The sequence below is a fragment of the Shinella sp. GW821-FHT11G07 genome, assembly GCF_058808115.1.
The window spans coordinates 356,655-379,033 of record NZ_JBXARJ010000002.1 but is presented as its reverse complement, the minus strand read 5'-3'; the positions used below and the strand labels follow the sequence as shown (position 1 = coordinate 379,033).

The window sequence follows — 22,379 nt, the reverse complement described above, 5'->3', positions numbered from 1 at the left end:
TTGAACGCCACCATCTTCCGGTCCGCCATCAATATCGCCGCCATCAGCGGCATCTATCTCTCCGTGGCGATGCTCATCCCGGCGTTTATCGACGTTTATTACGGCCATCCCGATTCGGAAGTCTTCTTTCTCTCCGCCTTCATGACCGGCGGCCTGTCGCTCGCCACGGCCGCAGCGACCCGCGCCGGCCCGCCGCCCTTCAACAAGCGCATGGGCTTCCTCGTCGTCAACATGCTCTGGCTGAGCGCGAGTTTCATCGGCGCGATGCCACTCTGGCTGTCCTCGATGAAGTTGACGTTCGCGCAGGCGTTTTTCGAATCGGTCTCGGCGATCAGCACGACAGGCTCGACCGTCATTGTCGGCCTCGACGACGCGCCGCCCGGCATCCTGATGTGGCGCTCGCTGCTGCACTGGCTCGGCGGCATCGGGATTCTCGCGCTTGGGCTGTTCATCATGCCGTATCTGCGCGTTGGCGGCATGTCCTTCTTCAAGCTCGAATCATCCGACACCGCCGACAAGCCCTTCGCCCGCATCGCTAGCTACACCCGTGCGTTCCTCGCCATCTACGTGGCGATCACACTGATCTGCGCTATTACCTATGCAGCCCTCGGCATGAGCCGCTTCGACGCGCTGAACCATGCCATGTCCACCGTCGCGACGGGCGGACTTTCGACACATGACGCCTCCTTCGGCTATTTCAAAAGCCTGCCGCTGCTCTGGGCCGCCACCTTCTTCATGACGCTCTCCAGCCTGCCCTTCTCGGTGCTGATCCTCATCGTCGTGCGCGGCCGCGTCGATGCGTGGCGTGATCCACAGATCCGCGTGTTTCTGGGCTATCTCGTGCTTTTCTCCGTGGCAGCCAGCGTCTTCCAGCGACTTGAAAACGGCGTCGATTTCCGCGAGGCCCTGGCACATTCCTTCTTCACAGTATCGTCGATCCTTTCGACGACCGGCTTTGCCAGCGACGACTATACGCAATGGGGCCATTTCATCGTGGCGCTCGCCTTCGTCGCGACCTTCATGGGCGGCTGTTCGGGATCAACCGCCGGCGGCCTCAAGGCCTACCGCCTGATCATCCTGTTCAACTTCATCCGAACGGGACTCTACCGCCTGATCTATCCAGACGGCATTCATGCCGTGCGCTACGGGACGATGACCGTCGATATCGATCTCCAGCGCGGCGTCTTCCTGTTCTTCATCACCTATGTGGCGATTTCCGCCATCGGCGCCATCCTGCTCGGCCTGATGGGCTATGATGTGCTGACGGCGATTTCGGCATCCGCCACTTCGCTCTCCAATGTCGGCCCCGGCGTCACCCAGGCGATCGGTCCGGCCGGCTCATTCGCTGGCTTCCACGATGCAGCGCTCTATCTCCTCTCCTTCCTCATGCTACTTGGCCGTCTCGAAATCCTCACCGTTCTCGTGATCCTGACACCGCTGTTCTGGAAGAGCTGATTTAGCACTTGCCATCAGGCGTTCTTGACTGTTGCCACGCTAATTCGCATCCTGCCGCCATCCGGCTGGAGGAAGACTGAATGTTTGTGTCGAAGTCCCTGTTGCGTCTGAGCTTTATCGGCGCGCTTCTGCCCACGCTGGCCTTTGCCGGTCCGCTTCAGGATGCGGCAAAAAAGGCGGAGGAACAGGCCGCCGCCGGCGATACGGTCGGCGCGCACAACACGATCCGCGACGCTTACGGCGCCTTCGCCGCCACCCTGCCCTTTTCAATCGGCAAATCCGTCTTCGTCTCTGCGCCCCCGGAAGGCTACGGAATGTACACGGCGCGGCCGGAAGCGAGCTTCAAACCTGGCGAGGCGCTGATCTCCTATGTCGAGCCGGTCGGCCTCACCTGGCGATCCGCCGATGGCGGTCTGCTGGAATCGCACTTCACCGTCGATCTCGAACTGCTCGACCCCAAGGGCACAAAGCTTGCCGAGCAGAAAGCCTTCGGCTCGTTCGACTTCAAGGGCAGCGTGCGCAACCAGGAAGTCTTCGCCAAGCTGACGTTGAACCTCACCAGTCCGCCACCCGGCGACTACGTTCTTCGCTATCGTTTCCGCGATGCAGCAAGCGGTGCCGTTGCCGTCAGCGAGCAGCCGTTCAAGATCGTGCCGTGATCCGTTTTCAGGCTTATCCACAGGCCGGCAGAGAATTGTGACAAGCCGGAATCGGCGCTTTCCAGCGCGTTGACGGTCAATTATGACAGCCGCATGACAACCCCAGCCATGTAAGGGGCATCCATGCTCTCGCTGTTTCGCAAACTTATGCCGCGTGAAGATCGCTTCTTCGATTATTTCGAACAGCATTCCCGCACCGTCGTCGGCGCTGCCGAAGCCCTCCAGCAGGTGCTCGCCGGCGGCCCCCACATGGAAAAACACTGCGACCGTATCATCGCGCTGGAAGACCAGGCCGACGACATCACCCGTGAAGTGCTGCTCGCCGTGCGCCGCAGCTTCATCACCCCCTTCGACCGCGGTGACATCAAGGACCTGATCCAGTCGATGGACGATGCCATCGACATGATGCACAAGACGGTGAAAACCATCCGCCTCTACGAGCAGACCAGCTTTGAGCCCGGCATGCAGGAAATGGGCGACGTCGTCGTCAAGGCAGCCCATCTCATCGCCGAGGCCATCCCGCTGCTCGACAAGGTCGGCGTGCATGCCGGCCGCCTCAGCGCCATCGCCGAGGAAGTCACCCGCGTCGAGGGTCGCTCCGACGAACTGCACGACCAGGGCCTGAAGAACCTTTTCAAGCAATACGGCAAGTCCGACCCGATGGCCTACATCATCGGCAGCGAGATCTACGGCGAACTGGAAAAGGTCGTCGACCGCTTCGAGGACGTGGCGAACGAGATCAGCGGTATCGTGATCGAGAACGTCTGATGGACGCTACCCTCGCCTTTCCGCTGCTGGTCGGCCTCGTCGGCATCGCGCTGCTCTTCGATTTCCTGAACGGCCTGCACGACGCGGCAAATTCCATCGCCACGATCGTCTCGACGCGCGTGCTGCGCCCGCAATATGCCGTCATGTGGGCGGCGTTCTTCAATTTCATCGCCTTCCTGTTCTTCGGCCTGCACGTCGCCGAAACCCTCGGCAAGGGCATCATCGATCCCGGCATTGTCAGCCCGCTCGTCATCTTCGCAGCCCTGATGGGCGCGATCATCTGGAACGTCGTCACCTGGATCTTCGGCATCCCATCGTCTTCGTCGCACGCCCTCATCGGCGGCCTCGTTGGTGCTGGCCTTGCCAAGACCGGTTTCGACGCCGTCGTCTGGAGCGGCCTCATTAAGACGGCGAGCGCCATCTTTCTGTCGCCCGCCATCGGCTTCCTCCTGGCGCTGGTCCTCGTCTTGATCGTCTCCTGGCTTTTCGTGCGCCAGACACCGTTTGCCGTCGACCGCACGTTTCGCGTCATGCAGTTCATCTCCGCTTCGCTCTATTCGCTCGGCCATGGCGGCAACGACGCGCAGAAGACGATGGGCATCATCGCGGTACTGCTCTATTCGCAGGGCTATCTCGGAGGCGAATTCTACGTGCCATTCTGGGTGGTCATCACCTGCCAGGCGGCGATGGCGCTCGGCACCTTGATGGGCGGCTGGCGCATCGTGCACACGATGGGTTCGAAGATCACCCGCCTCAACCCGATGCAGGGTTTTTGCGCCGAAACCGGCGGTGCCATCACCCTCTTCGCCGCCACCTGGCTCGGCATCCCCGTCTCGACGACGCATACGATCACCGGCGCCATCATCGGCGTGGGTGCCGCCCGTCGCGTCACGGCGGTGCGCTGGGGGATCGCCGGCAACATCGTCATCGCCTGGATCGTGACGCTGCCCTCGGCAGCAGCGATTTCGGCGCTGTTCTATCTGACGCTCAGCGTTTTCTCGGGCTGAGCGTATCGCGGCTCCGCGTTGGGGAACAATGTGGAAGAAGCGAACGATTGACGAACCGGTGCATTCGATTAAATGAAATCAGGCGTGCGTCTTTTTTGAACTGGCATTGGAAACCTATGAACGACAAAGTTTTTGACACTTTGACCGGAATGTACTTCACCGTCGACGATCCCGATGGAAGTTACGGCACCGGCCAGGTTGTCCGTCTCGCGGCCGAAGGGGTCTATTTCATACGCTTCGACGGCAACGAAGTGACGCTTCCGCTGGAGCTTGCATCCATCGGCGAGATGCTGGAGACCACAGACGAAGAGTTCAAGCTCTGGCGCTTCTTCGACACGATTGAAGAGCGGGACAAGTGGATCGAATGGCTTGACGCGCCCTCAAAGCCGCGAGTCATCTCGCTCGTGCGGCCGACAAAATAGGACCTGCCGACAAACGCCGTCTTGACGAGCCGGCCTGACTCCCCGAAAAGCAAAACCATGCGGGCGTGGCGAAACTGGTAGACGCAAGAGACTTAAAATCTCTCGGCCTTGGCTGTGCGGGTTCGATCCCCGCCGCCCGCACCATAGCCCGCATCTCGCGGGGGACCTGAATTCTCAGAAATCAGGATTTTCGACTAGGAAAAAAATCACACTCGTTAACGGCTACTGCCCGCAAGAGTTTCCCGTTTTAAGCGTCGCTTTCCCTTGCGCAAGCATGGAATCGCGGTATCGTTGCCATCGATCCACGGGAAGAGGTTCAAGGCCGTTCCAGGCCAATAGAATTTAGCTTGGAGGGGAGATGGCTTGCGCAAACGGAATGGCTTGGTGTCCTGGGAGCGGTGGAGTTGGCCCGCATCGGTGCTTGAAGTGCCAGGCGGTGGTGAACAGCCGCACGCCCCCGCAACAGACCATAAAGCTGCCCATGGCATACGGCAACAGGCTTCATTACGGCGCAGGTGTCTGCCGAAACTGCAGGAACGTTCACGGGGTTGGCCAGCACCTCATCGAGAGCGGGGCCAGCAAAGCATACATAGAGATTTTCATCGCGAACCTGATGATAACCGCGAGTGCGGACTGGGCGACCAAAAACCGACGTTTCATGGTCGGCGCGCTGGTGCCGAAAGGACCATCGCATAAAGTTCTGATTGCATGCTCGAAAGATGGCAACAAAAACGGCTTCGAGGCTGCGGCAAGGCGCATGGGCAACACGATAATATGCCCCGACGTTCAGCGCCCGGTTGTGACCCGTGGTGGGAAAAGATTGTCGGAAGACATGGTAGCCAGTTGCAGGGATGGCAACGAGCCTCTTACCTGCGCAGCACCAAAGCTGATCGACTACGCCATTCGCCATGGATACCCAACCCCATTCGATATGACGGAAGTATTCATCGATCCTCGCAGTCACGCAGGGTTTTTCCAGCGCGATAGCAATACTGGCGTGCTCAGCCCGACGAAAGCCTTCTCCACGCATGGTGTGTCGATCGAGTCATGCAAGACATGCGCGAATTTGGTTCCTACGATGATGTGCACTGCACCTTGATATCGGAGGGACATGCCACGCGGCCCAATCCGCACGGTACCGCCATCGCAAAGGTGCTCTCCAGTGTGGGAGCATTTTAATTTGGATACTCAGAAAAACCTCGGCGAATTGCGCATCTCGCACCATCCACCAGCTTTCCCTTCCTCTTGGTGGTCTTAGCCCGCTTTTCTGGATTCTTGCCGGCCAGCGTAGGCGTCGGCTCCGCCCGCCACCTCTTCAGACCTGTGAACAACAAAAAGGGTGCGGCCCCTGACGGTGGCCGCACCCTCTTTTCAGTGACGTTTCAGGAGAACGTCAGGCCGAAAGCTTTCCGGCGATCTTGGCAACATGCGCGCCCTGGAAGCGGGCAGCGTCCAGCTCGACTTCGGAAGGCTGGCGCGAGCCGTCGCCGTCGGTGATGGTGGAGGCGCCGTAGGGCGAACCGCCCTTGACGGCTTCAACACCCATCTGGCCCTGGAAGGCGTAAGGCAGGCCGGCAACGACGAGGCCGTGGTGGAGCAGCGTCGGGATGAAGCCGAGGATGGTCGATTCCTGGCCGCCGTGCTGGGTGGCGGAGGACGTGAAGACCGAACCGACCTTGCCAACCAGCTTGCCGCCGGCCCACAGGCCACCCGTCTGGTCCCAGAAATTGCGCATCTGCGAGGCGACCGTGCCGAAGCGCGTGCCGGCGCCGACGATGATCGCGTCGTAATCGGCAAGTTCGTTCACGGTAGCGATCTCGGCCTTCTGGTCGAGCTTGAAATGCGAGGACTTTGCGACCTCTTCCGGCACCAGTTCCGGCACCCGCTTCACCGTTACCTCGGCACCGGCCGACTTCGCGCCTTCCGCCACGGCATAGGCCATGGCTTCGATGTGGCCATAGGCCGAGTAGTAAAGAACCAGAACTTTTGCCATCGTCGTCTCCTGAGTGTCGAAGGGACCTTTCCGCTTGATCGCGGCGTCGGCTTGGATGTAGCACTTTGAAGTGACGGCGACATGAGCCGCCCGGTCGACAGACTGTTCACCCGCCATTGACAATGCCGTGCCTTCGGTCGGTATTTCTGTCCGAACTTCAGAGAGCGCCCATGAGTTCCCGTCCTATCGCCACTGCCGCCATGCTCGCCATCGGCGACGAACTTCTGTCCGGGCGCACCAAGGACAAGAATATCGGCCAACTCGCCGATATGCTGTTTCTCGCCGGCATAGACCTCAAGGAAGTGCGCATCGTCGGCGATGACGAGGAGGCGATCGTCGAGGCGCTGAATGCCTTGCGCGCGCGCTATACCTACGTCTTCACCTCCGGCGGCATCGGCCCGACGCATGACGACATTACGGCGGATGCGATCTCCAAGGCGTTTGGCGTTCCCTGTCTCTACGATCCGCTCGCCATGCAACTGCTTGGCGCCATGTACGAAAAGCGTGGCGTGGAATTCAACGAGGCCCGCAAGCGCATGGCCCGCATGCCCGAGGGCGCCGTGCATATCGAAAATGCCGTCTCCACCGCGCCGGGTTTCAACATCGGCAATGTCTATGTCATGGCGGGCGTTCCGCAGGTTTTCACCGCAATGCTGGGCACCGTCGTTCCGGCCCTTGAAGGGGGCGTGCCGATGCTCTCGCGCTCTGTCGCCTCGCCCTTCGGTGAAGGCGATATCGGCAGCGCACTGGCTGCAATCCAGAAGAACCACCCCGAGACCAGCATCGGCTCCTATCCGCGTTTTTCCGAAAACCGGTTCTCGACGGAGATCGTCATCCGCAGCCGCGAGGAAGCCCCGGCGGAAGCAGCCGAGCGCGATGTCATGGCGATGATCGCCGAAATTGCCGCAGCCAAGGCCGCCTCTTGATCCGGATCAAGGTTTTGGCGGCACGCCGGGCTCATAGTCGCGGCAGCTGCACATTCCGTTGATCTTTCCGATTTGCAGAATGGTGCAGCAGAGCCATATTCTACAATGTGCTTTGCGCGCCGCCGTGACGCGCAGCACTGTGATGAGGACAGGAGGCCGAAATGACCTACAAGACCATCGTGGCAGTGTTGAGCGCCACTGAGGACGCCGGCAAGGTGACGGACCATGCGCTCGTGCTTGCCCGCAAGACGGGCGGCCATGTCATCGGCATTCACGCGGAATCGCCGGTCGTCGTCACGCTCATCGCGCCCATGGAATATCCCGACCCGAATGCCGTGATGGATCTGCAGGAGCGCGCCCAGCGCCAGTCGCGTGACGTTGAGCAGGCCTTCAAGACCCGCTGCGAGCGCGACGATATCTCCTATGAATGGCGCCTCTTTACCGGCACCGCCGGCTATGCCTCGGCGGGCATCATCGACAGTGCTCGTGGCGCCGATCTCGTGCTTGCCGGCCAGTTCGACCCATATCTCGACGGCCCGGCGCGGGAAGATATTGAAGACCTGCTCTACGAGAGCGGCCGCCCGGTCTTTCTCGTCTCCAACGCGCCGGCAGGCCCGGAGCCGATCGAGCGCGTGCTGCTGGCCTGGAACGGCTCGCGGGAATCGGCGCGCGCCGCCTTCGATGCCCTGCCCTTCCTGACCGCGGCCAAGGAAGTCGAGATTTTCACCGTCGACCCACCGGAAAATGCCATGCAGTCGCGCGACTTCTGCGGCGCGGAGCTTGCGGCCACCCTCGCCCGCCACGGCATCAAGACGACTGTCACCTCCGGCTCCTCGGATGGTCACTCGGTAGCCGACGCGCTGAACCGCCGCGCGACCGAAATCGACGCCGGCCTGATCGTCATGGGCGCCTACAGCCATTCGCGGCTGCGCCAACGCCTCTTCGGCGGCGTCACGAGCGCCATGATGCGCGGCGCCCGCGTGCCGGTGCTGATGTCGCGCTAAGGTCGACGGTTGCTGGCACGCTTGCCGTCAACCGATGGCCTTGATCATCGTGGTGGCGGATTGAAAGCCGAAGACCGGTTTGAGGATGCCGAGAGACACGGTCGACGTGGCTTCAAACCCGCGGCGCGCATAAAGCGCGCGCGCCCGTGGGTTTTCGTCAATCACGTCCAGGCGAACCTGTTTCAGCCCGCTCCCGATGGCATGCTGTTCGACGGCATCCAGCAGGGCAGAACCGACGCCGAGGCCGCGGGCCTCCGCGCGCACGAAAATACCATCCATCAGCAGCGTGCCGGGCGTGCATTGCCGCTCCAGAAGGCCGATCAAGAAACCGCGGGCGATGCCGCTCAACCAGCCATAGACATGCGCCATTTCTCGCAAGCCGCCACCGACAAAGGCGCCTTGAGGGGTCTTGAAGCCGACAACGCCAAGGAACCGGTTGTCCCGCGAGACCGCGCTGATGGCATGGCTCGGGTTCAGCGCCTGCTCGATAAATGCGACAGCCCTGTCTTGCGGACCGAGCGGATAGCGCAGCTTGCGGGAAAACGCTTCCCAGTAACCCGCCGCGGCGACAGCACGGTGTTCAGGCCGCAGCCCCGGTTCGACCCTATAGTCCCGATCACGGTCATCGATCTTCGCCATTGCCGTCTCCTGTCTCGTCGGCGAGACATATGGGAGTGGTATGGCGGCGAAACAATTCCAAGTGCCTGTTCCCGCGGGACTTCGCTGTGGATCGCCCGCCCTGCAGGATCGAGCGGTGATTTCTTTGGGACGCAAACTGCATTACAGAGAGGAATCTTTCTTCCGCCTATCAGGAGCCTGTCATGTCGCTGCCCGACAAAGCCTTCCCCGTATCCTGGGACCAGTTCCACCGCGACGCGCGCGCGCTTGCCTGGCGGCTAGCGGATGGCGGGCGGGAATGGCGCGCCATCGTCTGTATCACCCGTGGCGGCCTGGTGCCGGCGGCTATCGTTTCGCGCGAACTCAATATCCGCGTCATCGAGACGGTCTGCGTCGCCTCCTATCACGACTATGTCTCGCAGGGTGAAATGCACGTGCTGAAGGGCATCTCGCCCGAACTGTCGAAAGAAGGCGGTGAAGGCATCCTCATCGTCGACGACCTGACGGACACCGGCAAGACGGCCGCCGAAGTACGCGCCATGCTGCCGAAGGCGCATTTCGCCGCCGTCTACGCCAAGCCGAAGGGCCGTCCGCTGGTCGACACCTTTGTCACCGAGGTCAGCCAGGACACCTGGATCTATTTCCCCTGGGACATGGGCTTTACCTACCAGGAGCCGATCGCCAAGGGCACGCAAGGCTGATCTTCTGCAAAGCGGATTGAAACAAGGTCAATGCAGTGCGGTAACGCGCTGATTTGCCGATTTTTCCACCCGGAGCCGGCGGATGTGTGAAACGCGCCCGCCAGCTTAATCTTTCTGCAATTCCTTGAAAAGATAGTCCTTACATTCACCGGCGAATAGCGGTGGAGGGAGGCCGGGTACGACATGCATTCTGAAAAGCCGGCATTTGCGGCCGCCCTCGTCGCTGCGCTGCTTGTCTGGAGCCAGGCGGAAGCGCAGCAGGATATCCGCACCACGGCCGTCGCGGAATTCATTGACGACAATGTCCGTCCCTGGCTCGATGAACCGGCAATCCTCAATGCCATCATCGCGCAGAACGCAGCCCATGCGCACCTCAGCCAGGCCGCGATCGACGACCTCGACGCCCGCTGGCGGTCAGAGCTGTCCCGTGCCGCACGGCCGATGATCGAGGCGCAGCTGTCCAACCCCCTGTCTCTCTATCTCAAGGGCCAGCAGCGCGCGGCTGGAGGACTGATCACCGAAATCTTCGTCATGGACAATCGCGGCCTCAATGTCGGCCAGAGCGACATCACCTCCGACTACTGGCAGGGCGACGAGGCGAAGTGGCAGGCGAGTTTTGGTGACGGGGCGCTTCATATCGAGGAGGCGGAGCGTGACGAGTCCACGCAGCTCATGCAGGCGCAGGCGAGCCTTCCGATCAGGGATCCGCGGACCGGCGCCGTCATTGGCACGATCACCTTTGGCGTCAATCTGGACGCGCTTTGACGTAGCGTCAGAGAATCACTTTATCCACGGATCACAAGTCGCCCCCGCTGGCTATTGCTTGATGTCGGGGTGCAAAAAAACTCCGTGTTTTCACCTGTGATTTTTTTCGTTTTTCCACAGTGACGTGCCCCGCCATCTCACCTTTCGGCGCGAAGCCGCTGATTCTTCAGGCTTCCGGCGATGTCCCCATTTTCCACAGGCACCAGCCACAAGATATAGGGTTCAAACTTCGTTCACAAACCAGCCCTTGACGGGAATCGCCCTGATGAGGTTAATGAAATCCAAGTTGCGGCGGCGGCTGGACCGTATTGTTACGAGGTCGGTTCTCATCACGAAATCGCGTTGTCATGCGCATGTGGCCGGGTGGATGATCCGCTCGCCGCACGAGGGTATTTGCGCAGGATTTCTTGAAACGCCACCGCGATCATGGGGCTGGAAAAAAGAAGCTGTTGATACTATATTTAGTGTTTGCGGCTAAACTCAGCACAAGATACAGGATCCCGAGATTGATCGGGTTTCCCGCACGGACTGAAGATTTGAGCTGGCTGCAGGCTATTGCGGCTGGACGGGACTAATTGCGCCCTGTTTTCAAGGCAGGTTGCGGCAGCAGAGGACAACGGACAATGCGCATAGAACGTCGTTTCACCAAACCCGGCCAGTCGGCCTTTGCGGAAATCGAATTCCGCAAGGCCATCAGCGAGATCAAGAACCCGGACGGCTCGATCGTCTTCCGGCTCGCCGATATCGATGTGCCGGCGCAGTTCTCCCAGGTCGCCGCCGACATTCTTGCCCAGAAATACTTCCGCAAGGCCGGCGTGCCTGCGCGCCTGAAGAAGGTTGAGGAAAACGACGTTCCTTCCTTCCTGTGGCGTTCCGTTGCCGACACCGAAGCCCTGAAGACGCTCCCCGAGGGTGAGCGCTACGGCTCGGAAACCGACGCACGCCAGGTTTTTGACCGCCTCGCCGGCACCTGGACCTACTGGGGCTGGAAGGGCAAGTATTTCGCCTCCGAAGAAGACGCTGCCGCCTTCAAGGACGAGCTTGCCTATATGCTCGCCACCCAACGCGTTGCTCCGAACTCGCCGCAGTGGTTCAACACCGGCCTGCACTGGGCCTATGGCATCGATGGCCCCGGCCAGGGCCACTTCTATGTCGACCCCTTCACCGGCAAGCTGACCAAGTCGAAGTCCTCCTACGAGCACCCGCAGCCGCATGCCTGCTTCATCCAGTCGGTCGAGGACGATCTCGTCAACGAGAACGGCATCATGGACCTGTGGGTACGTGAAGCCCGCCTCTTCAAGTATGGCTCCGGCACCGGCTCCAACTTCTCCTATCTGCGCGGCGAAGGCGAAAAGCTTTCGGGCGGCGGCCGTTCCTCCGGCCTGATGAGCTTCCTGAAGATCGGTGACCGCGCCGCTGGCGCCATCAAGTCGGGCGGCACGACGCGCCGTGCGGCCAAGATGGTCGTGGTCGATATCGACCACCCGGATATCGAGGCCTACATCAACTGGAAGGTCAAGGAAGAGCAGAAGGTGGCGGCCCTCGTTACCGGCTCGAAGATCGTCGCCAATCACCTCAAGGCCATCATGAAGGCCTGCGTCAATTGCTCGGCTGACGGCGACAAGTGCTACGACCCGGCCGAAAACCCGGCGCTCAAGCGTGAAATCCGCGCTGCCAAGAAGAGCCAGGTTCCGGAAAACTACATCAAGCGCGTCATCCAGTTCGCCAAGCAGGGCTACAAGGACCTCGAGTTCAAGACCTACGACACGGACTGGGATTCGGAAGCCTACCTCACCGTCTCCGGCCAGAACTCCAACAACTCCGTCTCGCTGAAGGACGACTTCCTTCGCGCTGTGGAGAACGACGGCGACTGGAACCTGACCGCCCGCAAGGACGGCAAGGTCATGAAGACGCTGAAGGCCCGCGACCTGTGGGAGCAGATCTCCTACGCCGCCTGGGCATCGGCCGACCCGGGCCTGCATTTCAACACGACGATGAACGACTGGCACACCTCGCCGGCCGCGGGCCCGATCCGCGCCTCGAACCCGTGCTCCGAATACATGTTCCTCGACGACACCGCCTGCAACCTCGCCTCGCTGAACCTGCTTCAGTTCAAGGATGCCGCCACCAAGAACATCAACATTGCCGACTACGAGCATGCCGTCCGCCTGTGGACCATCGTGCTCGAAGTCTCGGTCATGATGGCGCAGTTCCCGTCGCGCCAGATTGCCGAACGCTCCTACGAATACCGCACGCTCGGCCTCGGTTACGCCAATATCGGCGGCCTGCTGATGTCCTCGGGCATCCCCTACGACTCGACGGAAGGCCGCGCCATTGCCGGCGCGCTGACCGCGATCATGACGGGCGTCTCCTATGCCACTTCGGCCGAAATGGCCGGCGAACTCGGCACGTTCCCGGGCTTTGCACCGAACCGCGACAACATGCTGCGCGTCATGCGCAACCATCGTCGTGCAGCTTATGGCGAGACGACGGGCTACGAGCAGCTCTCGGTCAACCCGGTCGCACTCATTCATGACGAGTGCCCGGACCAGACCCTGATCGTCCACGCCAAGGCCGCCTGGGACAAGGCCGTCGCACTCGGCGAAAAGCATGGCTACCGCAACGCCCAGACGACCGTTATCGCGCCGACCGGTACGATCGGCCTCGTCATGGACTGCGACACGACCGGCATCGAGCCCGACTTCGCGCTGGTGAAGTTCAAGAAGCTCGCCGGCGGCGGTTACTTCAAGATCATCAACCGCGCTGTTCCCGAAGCGCTTCGCACGCTCGGCTATTCCGAAAGCCAGTTGGCCGAGATCGAGGCCTATGCGGTCGGCCACGGCAACTTCAACCAGGCACCGGCCGTCAACCCCGGTTCGCTGAAGGCGAAGGGCTTCACCGACGAGAAGATCGAGGCGGTCAGCGCTGGTCTGAAGGCTGCCTTCGACATCAAGTTCGCTTTCAACCAGTGGACGCTCGGCGCCGACTTCCTGAAGGACGTGCTGAAGGTTTCGGATGCGCAGCTGTCCGACATGTCTTTCAACCTCCTGGAGCATATCGGCTTCTCGAAGAAGGACATCGAAGCCGCCAACATCCACGTCTGCGGTGCCATGACGCTGGAAGGCGCGCCCTTCCTCAAGGCCGAGCACCTGGCCGTGTTCGATTGCGCCAATCCGTGTGGCAAGATCGGCAAGCGTTACCTGTCGGTCGAAAGCCACATCCGCATGATGGCGGCTGCCCAGCCGTTCATCTCGGGCGCCATCTCCAAGACGATCAACATGCCGAACGAGGCGACCGTCGAGGACTGCAAGAACGCCTACATGCTCTCGTGGAAGCTCGCGCTGAAGGCCAACGCGCTTTACCGCGATGGTTCCAAGCTCTCCCAGCCGCTCAACGCCTCGCTGATCGAGGACGAGGACGACGAGGACGATGCAATCGAGGCGCTGGTCGCAGCCCCCGCTGCCGCGCAGGCCGTCACGGTCACGGAGAAGATCGTCGAGCGCATCATCGAACGGGTCTCGCGCGACCGTGAGAAACTCCCGAACCGCCGCCAGGGCTACACCCAGAAGGCCGTCGTTGGCGGGCACAAGGTCTATCTGCGCACCGGCGAATTCGGCGATGGCCGTATCGGCGAGATCTTCATCGACATGCACAAGGAAGGTGCTGCCTTCCGTGCGATGATGAACAACTTTGCCATCTCCATCTCGCTCGGCCTGCAGTACGGCGTGCCGCTCGAGGAATTTGTGGAGGCCTTCACCTTTACCAAGTTCGAGCCGGCCGGCATGGTGCAGGGCAACGACGCGATCAAGAACGCCACGTCGATCCTCGACTACGTCTTCCGCGAACTCGCCGTCTCCTATCTCGGCCGCCATGACCTCGCGCATGTCGACCAGTCGGATTTCTCCAACACCGCGCTTGGCAAGGGCATCCAGGAAGGCAAGACCAACCCGTTCTCGACCGGCTGGACACGTGGCCACAAGCCGACGCTCATCCAGGGCGGCCAGATGGGTGATCGTCCGCTCAGCGAGCCGAAGGGTGCCGCAACGGCAGCGCCCGCCAAGGCATCGTCGGGCAGCAACGTCACCTCCTTTGCCGGCAACGCTGCCCGCAAGCTGGAGCCGGCGACCGCCATCTCCACCCACGAAATCGTCGCCTTCAAGCGCGATTACGAGGAACGCGCCGCCGAGCTTGCCGAGGAAATCGCGGAAGAAGGCATCGCCGACGAGGCAGAACAGGGCGTCACTGCCCTCTTCTCCGACAAGGCCGCCGCCGAAGCCGCCAGCGCCAAGGCCGATGCCAAGAAGCTCGAAGCCGAACGCCGCATGCGCTCGATCGCCCAGGGCTACACCGGCAACATGTGCTCCGAGTGCCAGAACTTCACGATGGTGCGGAATGGCACCTGCGAGAAGTGCGACACCTGCGGCGCCACGAGCGGGTGCAGCTAAGTCTCGCGACGCTGCTTGTACTGAAATGGATCCCGCCGATGTCCCAGACGTCGGCGGGATTTTCTTTTGACGAACCCTACGGGAAATCATGCAAGTGCAGGCGGTCGGCTGCGTTAGGTGCCTTACCCGCTCTTCCTAAAACGACAAAAAGGATGGATGCAGGATCCGACGCGCTGTCAGGTACCTGGTGTACGGAGCTTGGCGGCGGCACGGGCGATCGTGTCTGCGAGCTCGTTTCCCTCGATCCCATCGTGCCCACGGCACCATTCAATGCGAAGGCCGGGGTTAGCGCTGAGCTGGCGGTCGAGCTCCTGCCATAGGGCAACGTCCGGTATCGTCCGCTTCCTCTTCCGAAAATTCGGCTCGATACGTCGCCAATCGTTATTTCGCCAGATCGGCCTGAAACGCCGACAGCCTTCTTCGGCCCGGCTGGAGTCGGTCCAGATCGTGGCGGGTACGCCATGCCATTCCGTATTGATCCAGATCACAGCCTTCAGGATAGCCAACACTTCGAACGTGTTATTCGAATCTCCCGGGGCAGAGCCGTGATCGCTCTGGATTTCACGTCCTGCCTGAAACGCGACGAACGCCCAGCCTCCAACCGATAGTCGAGGATTGAAGGAGCCATCGGCGAAGACGTCGATCAAATCGCGTTCCATGAAGGGACTCAGTCCGGCATGAGGGGATTGAGTATTATAGAAGAAAAAGGCTCAGCTCAGCGTGGGTTCGCCCGAGCCACTCCCGCCTCAAGCGTCCAGCATCTCCCGCACCGCCTCTGCCAGCTGCTTCAGCGAGAACGGTTTCGGCAGGAAACCGAATTTGGCATCCGCCGGCAGGTTGCGGGCGAAGGCGTCTTCGGCGTAGCCGGAGACGAAGATGAACTTCATGTCGGGATAGGTTTTGCGCAGCTCGCGCAAGAGTGTCGGGCCATCCATTTCGGGCATGACGACGTCGGAGACGACGATGTCGACGGCGCCGTTCAGGTCTTCCATGATCTCGAGCGCCTCGACGCCGGAGCCGGCCTCATGCACCGTGTAGCCACGGGTTTCCAGCATGCGCTTGCCGCCGCGGCGCACCGCCTCCTCGTCCTCGACGAGCAGTACGACGGCCGAGCCGCCGGTGAGGTCGCGCGGTTCCTTTTCCACGACCTGCGCGGCCGGCAGCTGCGCTACGCTGGTAGCGGCCGCGGCGTCTACCGGCACGACGTCTTCGATATGGCGCGGCATGAGAATGCGGAACGTCGTGCCCTTGCCAACTTCGGAATCGAGATAGATGTAGCCGCCGGTCTGCTTGACGATGCCGTAGACCATGGAGAGACCGAGGCCCGTGCCCTTGCCGACTTCCTTGGTCGTGAAGAACGGTTCGAAAATCTTGTCGATGATTTCCGGCGGAATACCGGTGCCCTGGTCGGCGACTTCGATTTCCACATAGTCTCCCGGCGGCAGGTCGCGCAGGTTGCGCGCGGCAGCCTCCTCCGCTTCGACATTGCGGGTGCGGAAGGTGATCGTGCCGCCGTCCGGCATGGCGTCGCGGGCATTGACGGCAAGGTTGATCAGCACCTGCTCGAACTGGCCGAGATCGGTCTTCACCGGCCAGAGGTCCCGACCGTAGGCAACCTCGATCTTGACGTTGGTGCCGGTCATGCGGTCGACGAGCATGCGCAGGTCACCGATGACATCCGTCATGTTCAGCACCGTTGGGCGCATGGTCTGCTTGCGCGAGAAGGCGAGCAATTGGCGCACCAGCACGGCCGCACGGTTGGCGTTGCGCTTGATCTCCATGAGATCGGCAAAACTTGCATCCGCAGGGCGCGCCGACAGCAACAGATGGTCGGAGGAAAGCAGGATCGCCGTCAGCACGTTGTTGAAATCGTGCGCGATTCCGCCGGCCAGCGTGCCGACCGCATTCATCTTCTGCGTCTGCGCCATCTGCGTCTCGAGCGCCCGCTGCTCGGTGATCTCGACGGCGTAGACGATGGCGGCCTCTTCCGGCGCTTCGTCGCTCTGGTCGATGACGGCGTTCACATAGAAGCGGAAATGCCGGCCGTCATCGGCCGGATGGAGTGAATCCAGCGGCGGAATATCGCCCTGGCGGTCCTTGGCAGCATCGAGCGCGGATTGCAGGCGCAGGCGATCCGTATCGTGCACGATGGTTTCGAGCTTTGCGCCGCGGTCGATATCGTCGCGTGAAACAACCCCGGAAAACAGCTTCAGGAAGGGGGCGTTGGTGCGCAGGATGCGGCCATTGCCATCGACGGAAGCGATCGCCATCGGCGTGTTGTTGAAGAAGCGCGTGAAGCGCATGGAGGCGATCGACGCGGACTGATCGCTGTCGCCACCCTCCTCACGCGCGAGAACGATGGTGCGGCTTTCGCCCGGCGCTCCGTCGCGCATGGACGTCACGCGATGCACGATGCGCACCGGAAGGCTCTGGCCGTTCGTCTTGCGCAGGTCGAGGTCCAGCGTCTCGGTGCGTTTCAGGCCCGGTTCAGCCTGGACGGACTGAATGAGGGAAAGCCCCTCGCCCGCCACGACATCGGCAATCGACAGCGACCCCGGCTGGAACTTGGCGAGATCGATGCCGAGCCATTCGGCAAGCGTGGCGTTGAGATAGACGATCTCGCCCTTGCGCCCGGCGGAGAAGAAGCCTGCCGGCGCGTGGTCGAGATAGTCGATCGCGTTCTGCAACTCCTTGAAGAAGCGCTCCTGGTCGTCCCGCTCGGAGGTGATGTTGGAAATCTGCCAGATATAGAGCGGCTGCTTGGCGTTCTCGTGGTTCGGCAGAATGCGCGCCTTGAGGCGATACCACTGAGCGCCCGAGCCGTTGGCACCGGACGCGTTGAGCGGCTTCTGGACGCGGAACTCCTCCGCCCCTTCCTTGCCCTCGTGCAGGCCGTTGGTCAGGCGATAGACGGATTCGGTGGCGTCGCGGTTGCGCGAGAGCAGCGTCTCCAGCGTCTGCACTTCCGAACCGCCCTTTGCACCTGTCAGCGCGCCATAGGCCGTGTTGGCATAGACGATACGGCCCTTGCGGTCCGTGACGACGGTTCCGTCCGGATGGGAATCGAGGAACGAACTTGCGAGATCGTCTGAGCCCGCCGTCTGCGGCATGAATTCGACGAGGCCGATAAGCGCGGAAACGACGAAGAAGATGCCGGCCATGGCGAGCACGCCGAGCACGCCGAGCACGAGCTCGTTGTCGAGCTGGTTCTTGAAGACGATGAAGGCGCCGGCGGAGGCCGCGAGCACGACGGCAAGCAGCACGACGCGAAACGCGACCGCCGGCCGCACGCCACGCTCCACGATCGGCACATTGTCCTCGCCCGGTCGCTTCATCGTCGTCATCAATCCCTCATCTGCAACGGTCCGGCCTTGCGCTTCGCCCGCACCCGATGCCAGAATCATGTTTATCCGCCCGAGGGAAGCGCAGAAAGCCGTCGAGGGGAAGCAAGATCGCGAATTCACAGGGAATATTCCGCCTGAACCATCGCAATTTCCATAGGCTGCCATAGTTAGGCGACCATGACGGCGGCAATCGGTGCTGGACAAGCGCGGCAAAGCGCTTGTACCACCCCGTTAAAAGCCGTCAAATGCAGCCGGTTCGGCGAAAAGCCAATCTGCGGAAAAGGAGTGAGCGCGCCATGTTCCAGGAGATTCTCACAGAGAACGGCACGAAATTCGTCATCGCCGCGGTGGTGGTGCTACTCGGCCTTGTCTGCCTCGCACTGGTGCTCTGGATCATCCGCGGACGCCCCTCCTCGCCGTTCATCCGCGGCGGGAGAAACCGCACGCCGCGCCTTGCCGTGCTCGATGCCGCCGCGATCGATACGCGCCGCCGGCTCGTGCTGGTGCGCCGCGACGACGTGGAACACCTCCTCATGATCGGCGGCCCGACCGACATCGTCATCGAGACCCGCATCGCCATCCCGTCAGCAGACAATACCCAGCCCGTCGAGAAAGCATCCCAGAAGGTCGAGCGGGCCGAGCCGACGGCCGTGCAGCACGAAACACCGGCCAAGGCGGCAGTCGAACCGGTCGTGGCGGCACGCGCAGCGACAATTGCCGCGACCGCCACAGAACGCCGCCCGGCCGCCACACCGGAAGGGGTCTCCGCCATGGGCAAGGTGCTCTATGCCGGTGAAGACAGTGCCGCCGCCGCACGCGCCGTTCCGACACGCACCGCCACGCAGCCCGTGACGACAGGCCAGCAGCCCCAGACGAGCACCCAGCAACGCACGCCCGAACACCGTATCGAAGACGTTCTGGAGCAGAGCCGCCAGCGTGTGTTGACACCGCAACCGGCAGCGACGACGACACAGGCGGCGATCGGACAGACCGTACAGCGCCCGGTGACGGCGCAGCCCATCGCCAAACCGGCCGCTGCAATCGACAATCCGGCCCTTGTGAGCGAATTCGAGAAAATTCTCGAAGCGGAGATCACCGGCGGCGGCGCGGCGGCCACCCGCACGACCGCACAGGCGACAACCGCGCAGACGACAACCGCGCAGACGACGGCCAACCCCACCCAGACGGCCAACACGCTCGGGCAGGCACAGCCTGTCGCCAAGAGCCGTGAAGAGACCGAAGCGGAAATGGCCCGCCTGCTTGGCGAGATTGCAGCGAGCAGGAAAGCGTAGCGCCAGGCGCGACGCGAAGGCGTGGATTTACCCTATTCGACAGGTAGCGCAAAGCCCCGCACAAGACATAAAGAAGCCGCCAGAAACGATGTTTCCGGCGGCTTTAGCTTTTCAAGGTGTTACGTCACGCAATCCGCACCCAGCCGGCACCGGAAAATCCGATGCTCGAGATCGCTTGGTCTTCTGTCGGCCCTCTTCAAACCGGCAGAAAACGGCTACTCGTCGCGATACACCTTTTCCCGACGCTCGTGGCGCTCCTGCGCCTCGATCGAAAGCGTTGCGATCGGGCGGGCGTCGAGACGCTTGAGGCCGATCGGTTCACCTGTTTCCTCGCAATAACCGTAGGTGCCTTCGTCGAGACGCTGCAACGCCGCGTCGATCTTGGAGATCAGCTTGCGTTGGCGGTCGCGTGCACGAAGTTCGATGGCACGGTCGGTTTCGGAGGAAGCCCGGTCCGCAAGGTCCGGATGGTTAGCGCTTTCTTCCGCCAGATGACCAAGGGTTTCGCGCGCTTCGCGCAGAATGTCGTTTTTCCAGGCGTTCAGCTTCGCTCGAAAGTAAGCCCGCTGGTTTGCACTCATGAATTCATCGCCCTCATCGAGGACGAAATTGCTAAGATCGATCTTCTCACTCAACGCGATTCTCCTGAAGAACATCTCAAGGCGCGCTGTATATCCCTACAGGTAAGCTGATTCAAGCCTGCTGAAACTTACCCACGGTTTTCGCGTCTGCCTCTATTTTGAACCTTGCCAGACTAATATTTCATCAAAATTACAACGGGATGGGGAAACGGGCCTATCGGCGCCCCATCCCATGCGACCTGTTGCCGGGCGATATGGCCTGCCCGTGGCACCACTCTGCCCCAAATATAGGCACGAGATTCTCGACTGTTATGCACGCTAGAACGATTTTCTTTCGCAAAACTGTCCCATCGGCAGATTCAGACTTATTTTAGCAACTCGTGCTTCTCTTCCTCCAAGGCAGGAGCACGCATTGGATGTTCAGCAAGGCGAAGGCCATTCTCACGATCGAATCCGGCAATCCGGAGCTCGTCCAGGCGCAGCTTGTCGCCTTTACCAAGCAGGTGCCGCTGCTCTACTTCATGCTGGTGACGAATACGGTCGCCCTCACCGTCACGCATTTCAACGCCGCCCCCGCCTATCTGACGCTCTACATTCCTTCGGCGCTCTATGCCGTCAGCCTCACCCGGCTGGTCCATTGGTGGTTCAGCCGCGACCGGCGCTATACGCATGACGAGGCGGTCGGCCGGCTGCGTTCGACCTATCGCCTGACCGCCCTTCTCGGCGCCGGCTTCTGCGCCTGGTCGCTCAGCCTGTTTTCCTATGGCGACGCCTACCAGCAGTCCCATGTCGCCTTCTACATCGCCAACACGGTGATCGGCTGCATCTTCTGCCTCATGCATCTGCGCGCCGCCGCCTTGATGCTGACGGCGATCGTGCTCGGACCGTTCACCGTGTTCTTCGCCGCATCCGGCAATCCGGTCTTTACGGCGCTGGCGCTCAATGTCGCGCTCGTGACCGTCGCCATGGTCTTCATCCTTCTCACCTACTACCGGGATTTCGGCGCCCTCATACAGTCGCAGAAGGAACTGACCGTCCGCCAGGCCGAAACCCAGCGGCTCAGCGATGAGAACCACCGCCTCGCCAATCTCGACAGTCTGACCAACCTGCCGAACCGTCGCCAGTTCCGCGCCGAGCTGGAAAGGCACATCATCGAGGCTGAGAAGAACGGAACGGGCCTGGCCCTTGGTCTCATCGATCTCGATGGCTTCAAGCCCGTCAACGACACCTTCGGCCATGGCATTGGCGACAAGCTGCTCGTCGAGGTCGGCGAGCGGCTCTCCGCCTTTGCCGGCAGGGGCGCATTCCCGGCACGCCTTGGCGGCGACGAGTTCGGCATCATCTTCGAGGGCAAGCCCTGCCCGGACCGGCTGCGGCTGCTCGGTGAAGAAATCTGCACGGCGCTGCAGGAGCCCTACGTCTTCAACGGCCAGACGCCACGCGTGTCCGGCTCGCTCGGCGTCTCCATCCTTGGCGATGCCGGCACCACCGCCGACCGGTTGTTCGACCGGGCCGATTTCGCACTCTACCTTGCCAAGCAGAATTTCCGTGGCACCACGGTCGTGTTCTCCGCCGAACATGAGGCCGAGATCAACGAGCAGGGGCGCGTCCAGCAAGCATTGCTGGGTGCCGATTTCGACAGCGAAATGCATCTCGTCTTCCAGCCGATGGTCGATGCGGACACCAACGGTATCTTCGCCTATGAGGCGCTCGCCCGCTGGGAAAGCCCGACCCTTGGCCCGGTTCCGCCCGGCGTCTTCATCCGCGCCGCCGAACGCGCGGGCATCATCGGGCGGCTGACGGAAGTGGTAATGCGCAAGGCGCTGGAGGCGGCGCAGACCTGGCCGGCCCATATCCGTCTTTCCATCAATCTTTCGACCCGTGACGTCGTCTCCAACAAGACCGTCGATGCGCTTCTCGAAATCATCGCGGACAGCGGTGTCGATCCCAAGCGCCTTGATGTGGAGGTGACGGAAACGGCGGTCATGCGCAATTTCGCGCTCGCCGCAGACAATATCCGCCGTTTCGCAGACCATGGCATCGGCATTGCCCTCGACGACTTCGGCACGGGTCATTCCAGCCTCAGCTATGTGCACAAGCTGCCGCTCACCAAGATCAAGATCGACCGTGGCTTCATCGTCGACATCACGACGAACGAACTCAGCCGCAGCATCGTCAAGACGATCGTCGACCTCTCGCGCAACATCGGCTGCGTCTGCGTGGTCGAGGGCATGGAAACCCCAGAGCAGGTGGCGGCGCTGCGCGCGCTCGGTTGCCGCATGATGCAGGGCTACTACTTCGCACGGCCCCAGAAGCTCGAGGATACGCTCGCCTATCAGGCGGTGTCCGACAGCATCGTGAACGCGCCAATTCGCAAAACCGGTTGATCTTTCCGGCAA

The 22,379-nt window shown here is 61.6% G+C and carries 18 protein-coding genes and 1 tRNA gene; 14 read left to right on the top strand and 5 right to left on the bottom strand.

Annotated features, from left to right (window positions below):
- The 7 genes from AC1RT2_RS05285 to AC1RT2_RS05255 all read left to right on the top strand — a co-directional run bounded on the left by AC1RT2_RS05285 (position 1) and on the right by AC1RT2_RS05255 (position 5,410).
- Positions 1-1,455, top strand: coding sequence for a TrkH family potassium uptake protein (locus AC1RT2_RS05285; RefSeq protein WP_493100066.1), 1,455 nt, complete (start codon positions 1-3; stop codon positions 1,453-1,455).
- A gap of 80 nt (positions 1,456-1,535) precedes the next feature.
- On the top strand, positions 1,536-2,114 hold the full coding sequence (locus AC1RT2_RS05280; RefSeq protein WP_150129875.1) for a hypothetical protein: 579 nt from the start codon (positions 1,536-1,538) through the stop codon (positions 2,112-2,114).
- Between the two features lie 123 nt (positions 2,115-2,237).
- Entirely contained in the window at positions 2,238-2,882 is a 645-nt protein-coding gene (locus tag AC1RT2_RS05275; RefSeq protein ID WP_493100064.1) for a DUF47 family protein, read from the top strand.
- Positions 2,882-3,889, top strand: a complete 1,008-nt coding sequence (locus AC1RT2_RS05270) for an inorganic phosphate transporter (protein ID WP_493100062.1) — start codon at positions 2,882-2,884, stop codon at positions 3,887-3,889. Before AC1RT2_RS05275 ends, AC1RT2_RS05270 begins: the two co-directional genes overlap by 1 nt.
- 116 nt (positions 3,890-4,005) lie before the next feature.
- Positions 4,006-4,311, top strand: a complete 306-nt coding sequence (locus AC1RT2_RS05265; protein ID WP_069058589.1) for a hypothetical protein — start codon at positions 4,006-4,008, stop codon at positions 4,309-4,311.
- 59 nt (positions 4,312-4,370) lie between these two features.
- Positions 4,371-4,455 (top strand) — tRNA-Leu (locus AC1RT2_RS05260).
- Positions 4,456-4,792: 337 nt separating this feature from the next.
- Positions 4,793-5,410, top strand: a complete 618-nt coding sequence (locus AC1RT2_RS05255) for a hypothetical protein (protein WP_493100060.1) — start codon at positions 4,793-4,795, stop codon at positions 5,408-5,410.
- Between the two features lie 294 nt (positions 5,411-5,704).
- Here the strand turns inward: AC1RT2_RS05255 and wrbA are convergent, their stop codons facing one another.
- Positions 5,705-6,304, bottom strand: coding sequence for an NAD(P)H:quinone oxidoreductase type IV (wrbA, locus tag AC1RT2_RS05250; protein ID WP_493100058.1), 600 nt, complete (start codon positions 6,302-6,304; stop codon positions 5,705-5,707).
- Positions 6,305-6,474: 170 nt separating this feature from the next.
- Between wrbA and AC1RT2_RS05245 the strand changes: the two genes are divergently transcribed.
- Together AC1RT2_RS05245 and AC1RT2_RS05240 are read left to right on the top strand one after the other, a co-directional pair.
- Positions 6,475-7,230, top strand: a complete 756-nt coding sequence (locus tag AC1RT2_RS05245) for a competence/damage-inducible protein A (RefSeq protein WP_069058587.1) — start codon at positions 6,475-6,477, stop codon at positions 7,228-7,230.
- 161 nt (positions 7,231-7,391) lie between these two features.
- Positions 7,392-8,234, top strand: coding sequence for a universal stress protein (locus AC1RT2_RS05240; RefSeq protein WP_069058586.1), 843 nt, complete (start codon positions 7,392-7,394; stop codon positions 8,232-8,234).
- A gap of 27 nt (positions 8,235-8,261) precedes the next feature.
- On the opposite strand, the gene AC1RT2_RS05235 is transcribed toward AC1RT2_RS05240, so the two are convergent.
- Positions 8,262-8,873, bottom strand: coding sequence for a GNAT family N-acetyltransferase (locus tag AC1RT2_RS05235; protein WP_493100055.1), 612 nt, complete (start codon positions 8,871-8,873; stop codon positions 8,262-8,264).
- A 182-nt stretch (positions 8,874-9,055) separates the two neighbouring features.
- Here AC1RT2_RS05235 and gpt point away from each other — a divergent pair, with 182 nt between their 5' ends.
- The 3 genes from gpt (at position 9,056) to AC1RT2_RS05220 (ending at position 14,763) form a co-directional block, all read left to right on the top strand.
- On the top strand, positions 9,056-9,553 hold the full coding sequence (gene gpt, locus AC1RT2_RS05230) for a xanthine phosphoribosyltransferase (RefSeq protein ID WP_069058584.1): 498 nt from the start codon (positions 9,056-9,058) through the stop codon (positions 9,551-9,553).
- A gap of 183 nt (positions 9,554-9,736) precedes the next feature.
- Positions 9,737-10,318: a hypothetical protein gene (locus tag AC1RT2_RS05225; protein WP_493100053.1), complete on the top strand. Its 582-nt coding sequence runs from the start codon at positions 9,737-9,739 to the stop codon at positions 10,316-10,318.
- Positions 10,319-10,941: 623 nt separating this feature from the next.
- On the top strand, positions 10,942-14,763 hold the full coding sequence (locus tag AC1RT2_RS05220) for a vitamin B12-dependent ribonucleotide reductase (protein ID WP_069058582.1): 3,822 nt from the start codon (positions 10,942-10,944) through the stop codon (positions 14,761-14,763).
- A 176-nt stretch (positions 14,764-14,939) separates the two neighbouring features.
- Here the strand turns inward: AC1RT2_RS05220 and AC1RT2_RS05215 are convergent, their stop codons facing one another.
- Positions 14,940-15,422 carry an RNase H family protein gene (locus AC1RT2_RS05215; protein WP_493100050.1) on the bottom strand — a complete coding sequence of 161 codons (483 nt, stop codon included), beginning with the start codon at positions 15,420-15,422 and terminating at the stop codon, positions 14,940-14,942.
- Between the two features lie 87 nt (positions 15,423-15,509).
- On the bottom strand, positions 15,510-18,107 hold the full coding sequence (gene cckA / locus AC1RT2_RS05210; protein WP_069061369.1) for a cell cycle histidine kinase CckA: 2,598 nt from the start codon (positions 18,105-18,107) through the stop codon (positions 15,510-15,512).
- A gap of 296 nt (positions 18,108-18,403) precedes the next feature.
- On the opposite strand from cckA, the gene AC1RT2_RS05205 reads away from it, so the two are divergent.
- On the top strand, positions 18,404-19,399 hold the full coding sequence (locus tag AC1RT2_RS05205) for a flagellar biosynthetic protein FliO (protein ID WP_493100048.1): 996 nt from the start codon (positions 18,404-18,406) through the stop codon (positions 19,397-19,399).
- Positions 19,400-19,614: 215 nt separating this feature from the next.
- On the opposite strand, the gene dksA is transcribed toward AC1RT2_RS05205, so the two are convergent.
- Complete coding sequence (dksA, locus tag AC1RT2_RS05200; RefSeq protein WP_069058579.1) at positions 19,615-20,034, bottom strand: RNA polymerase-binding protein DksA; 420 nt, start codon at positions 20,032-20,034, stop codon at positions 19,615-19,617.
- Positions 20,035-20,396: 362 nt separating this feature from the next.
- On the opposite strand from dksA, the gene AC1RT2_RS05195 reads away from it, so the two are divergent.
- Positions 20,397-22,367 carry a putative bifunctional diguanylate cyclase/phosphodiesterase gene (locus AC1RT2_RS05195; protein WP_493100045.1) on the top strand — a complete coding sequence of 657 codons (1,971 nt, stop codon included), beginning with the start codon at positions 20,397-20,399 and terminating at the stop codon, positions 22,365-22,367.
- Positions 22,368-22,379 lie beyond the last annotated feature (12 nt).